The organism is Pseudobutyrivibrio ruminis (genome assembly GCF_015057245.1).
In the GTDB taxonomy this organism is placed as follows: Bacteria; Bacillota; Clostridia; order Lachnospirales; family Lachnospiraceae; genus Pseudobutyrivibrio; species Pseudobutyrivibrio ruminis_E.
The window spans coordinates 1-3112 of sequence record NZ_SVET01000036.1 but is presented as its reverse complement, the minus strand read 5'-3'; the positions used below and the strand labels follow the sequence as shown (position 1 = coordinate 3112).

The window sequence follows — 3112 nt, the reverse complement described above, 5'->3', positions numbered from 1 at the left end:
AGCTCCGTTTTGGCCTCATTTTAAGGTTTAAAATTTTTAGTGTCAATGTTTACTAGCAGTTGCTTTTGCATTCAAAGGATTTCAAAGAATATATGTCCGTAGAAAGAGCTCCTTCTAAAAATCCTCCCATTTCGCAGATAGATTCTGCATCGCTTACTTCTTCTTTTCATCAATGCATTCAGTGTATACCTCCATATTTTTTTGAAGTTCTATAGGAACTGACAACCTTTATAAATAAAAAAAGTCGCACCAATTCGATGCGACTGTAATTCACGATTATAAAAATATAAAGAAAAAGACTCTGGGCCCTCCGTTGTACACAGTGGGTCGAGTCTGTTCTTAGCTATAAGATATCATAAATTTGAAATTTTACAAGTATAATTAAAAGGATACTTTAACAAAACACTATTTTTCTTTATAACAAGCAACCTTTTTGCATGTCTTACTTCAAACTGTCTTTCTAACTCCGAAATGCAGTAGTTTTCTTGTAAATTTGTTCTTCGTAAATCAAAAATAATATTCTTTGATTGCTCTATCGCATGACAAAAATTCTAGAAATAATAATTATTATTCTTACCTTACATCAATATTATCATCTATAGTTAACTCTTACTTCTACCTTTTACATTGAGATACAAGAGGAATTAAATTTTATAACTGTTTCTACCATCGATTCATATTCTTCTCAAACTTACTAGTGTAGGATTCTTTTAACTCATCGGCAGATATCCCATAGCAAAGCAAAACATCATTGTAATACATAAGCACATCAGCCATTTCTTCAATAAGATGATTACGCTCAGGATTGTCTATATCAGCTGCTTGAGGGCCATGCTTCTTAACTATATCAATAACCTCTCCAACTTCTCCAATCATCCAAAGTAGCTTATTTTTACCAACTTCTGGAGAAATATGCTCCCATTTATCTTTGTACTTTTCCTGAAGTGTTTTCTGCATATCAAGCATTTCATTAATTCCAAAATCTGAATTTAGCAATTCTCTATTTTCCACTTATTGCCTCCCTAGACTATTTATCACATACATCTGTATTGATTCACCATATGTATTACTATAAAATTCTTCCTTTAGCGTCCCTCCACAGTTCTTTATCACACTAACCGATGCAATATTAGATTTATCACACGCCACAAGAACTTCCTGAATACCAATTTTGTTACACACCTGTACTCCAAGTTCTAGCATATCTGTAGCATAGCCCTTTTTCCTTTCAGTTGGTCTTACCGAATATCCTATATGACCTCCCTCTTTACGAAGTTCTTCATTTAACGCAAGTCGTATATTAATCATACCAATTATCTTGTCATCGTCTTCTCTAACGTAAAAATATGTCAGTTTCGGTACATTTGATTCTTGAATATTAGCAATATCAATATCATCTAGTATTTTATCTATCCACTTTTCGTAACTAAAATTGACTAAATACTCATCAAGAGCTCCTGTTCCATTGATTTTAGACTCATATTCATTAAACTCTGTAATATAGTCTATTGCTCTATCCTTATATTCTAATGTCGGGAAAACAAGCTTAAAAACTGATTTCATGTTATATCCTCTTTAATCCATTATTTCTAATATCATCCAATTCCTCAGCACCAAGGCATCCACACTGATATAGCCTCAGATACTCCTTAGATACATCCGAATCAAATATCAAAACATCATCTGAATTTATTGTCACATCAACTCCATTATGATAAAGCTCTGCTATGGGATGCGCCCTTAAATCTTTTACTCTTCCAAGTAGATAGTTGCTAGATGGAGTAATATTTAATCGAATGTGATTATCTGCTAAGAAACGCACTACAGCTTTATCTTCTACTGCCGCAATTCCATGTTGCACTTCATCAAGTTCCAAACACTCCACTGCTTTTCTTACATCCTCTGCCGTTCCCCATTCACCTACATGTGCTTTTAGCTTAAGTCCTTCAGATTTTGCTCTACGATAAATAGACTTGAAGTTTTCTATTGGCTGTGCCAACTCATCACCATACAAATCAATTGAATAAAAAGCCTCGTTCCCCCAGAAATGAGACAAACAATCTTCTAGATATCCAATATCACAGTGTCTAGATAAGCCGATTTGTAATCGCAATTCAATTTCTGGCGCTATCTCTTGATTAGCTGTTTCAAATGCTGCTACCAGCTCATCAATATCACCATGAAAAAATTCGTTTAGCCCCCATACATCTTCCCCAATTTCTAAGATAGTGACTCCATCTTCCTTTGCTTGAGCAAATGTGGCATCTATTAGAACCCTCCGTCCTTCTGACGAATTAAAAATTTGTCCGATATTCTGTTCATTCCAAGCATGCATATCATTCATAGAATGAAGCGGTTCCCTAATTGCTTGAATATTTTCTCCTATTCGTTCACGCAAGTATTTTCGGCTTCCACCTAACACAAAATGATTATGCAAGTCAGCCTTAGGGAATTTACGAATTCCTTCAATATTTTCCTGTTTCAATTCATCTATAAATCCCATCTATGCTCCTAACAATTCATGTTTTGCTTTATATCTGAAAAATATTCTAGCAAACGACCAACATCTAAACAACAAAAATAAGAAAACTGTCGTGTATATTTTACTTTGATATAAAATAACGGAAGCGTGGATTTATTATTAATTCTTTGGGAATTCTATAAAATGTAAATAACTCTGATTCTTTTCCATAAAAAACATGAACTGAATATCGCTCATATCTGCTATCTCCCTTTCATGCTCTGCTGGTATAACTACGACAAAGGTTTAGTAGAATCTTTAAATGACAAATAAAAAAGACACTATCTGGATTTCTCCAAATAGTGTCTTATAAATTCAAGAATTAATCCTGTACGTATGGCATAAGTGCAACGTGACGAGCACGCTTGATAGCTACTGTAAGAGCTCTCTGGTGCTTAGCACATGTGCCTGTGATACGACGTGGAAGAATCTTTCCACGCTCAGAAATGTACTTCTTAAGCTTTGCTGTATCCTTGTAGTCGATAACGTTATCTTTACCACAGAAAACACAGACTTTCTTTCTTCTATGCATTGGTCTTCTTCTCTGCTGACCATCGCCTGTCTTATTAAAAGCCATGATTTAACCTCCTA

Annotated in this window: 4 protein-coding genes; all 4 read right to left on the bottom strand. The window is 34.5% G+C overall.

The window, feature by feature from the left end:
- Nucleotides 1–663 precede the first annotated feature (663 nt).
- The gene (locus E7274_RS14370; protein ID WP_330598857.1) at nucleotides 664–1011 is read right to left on the bottom strand and encodes a MazG nucleotide pyrophosphohydrolase domain-containing protein; all 348 of its coding nucleotides are present in this window, start codon (nucleotides 1009–1011) and stop codon (nucleotides 664–666) included.
- Nucleotides 1012–1563 (bottom strand): GNAT family N-acetyltransferase, encoded by a 552-nt coding sequence (locus E7274_RS14365; RefSeq protein ID WP_304176930.1) that lies wholly within the window; start codon nucleotides 1561–1563, stop codon nucleotides 1012–1014. It lies immediately after the preceding gene.
- 1 nt (nucleotide 1564) lies between these two features.
- Nucleotides 1565–2503: an adenosine deaminase gene (locus E7274_RS14360; RefSeq protein WP_304176927.1), complete on the bottom strand. Its 939-nt coding sequence runs from the start codon at nucleotides 2501–2503 to the stop codon at nucleotides 1565–1567.
- A 340-nt stretch (nucleotides 2504–2843) separates the two neighbouring features.
- Entirely contained in the window at nucleotides 2844–3098 is a 255-nt protein-coding gene (gene rpsR / locus E7274_RS14355) for a 30S ribosomal protein S18 (protein WP_028234190.1), read from the bottom strand.
- Nucleotides 3099–3112 lie beyond the last annotated feature (14 nt).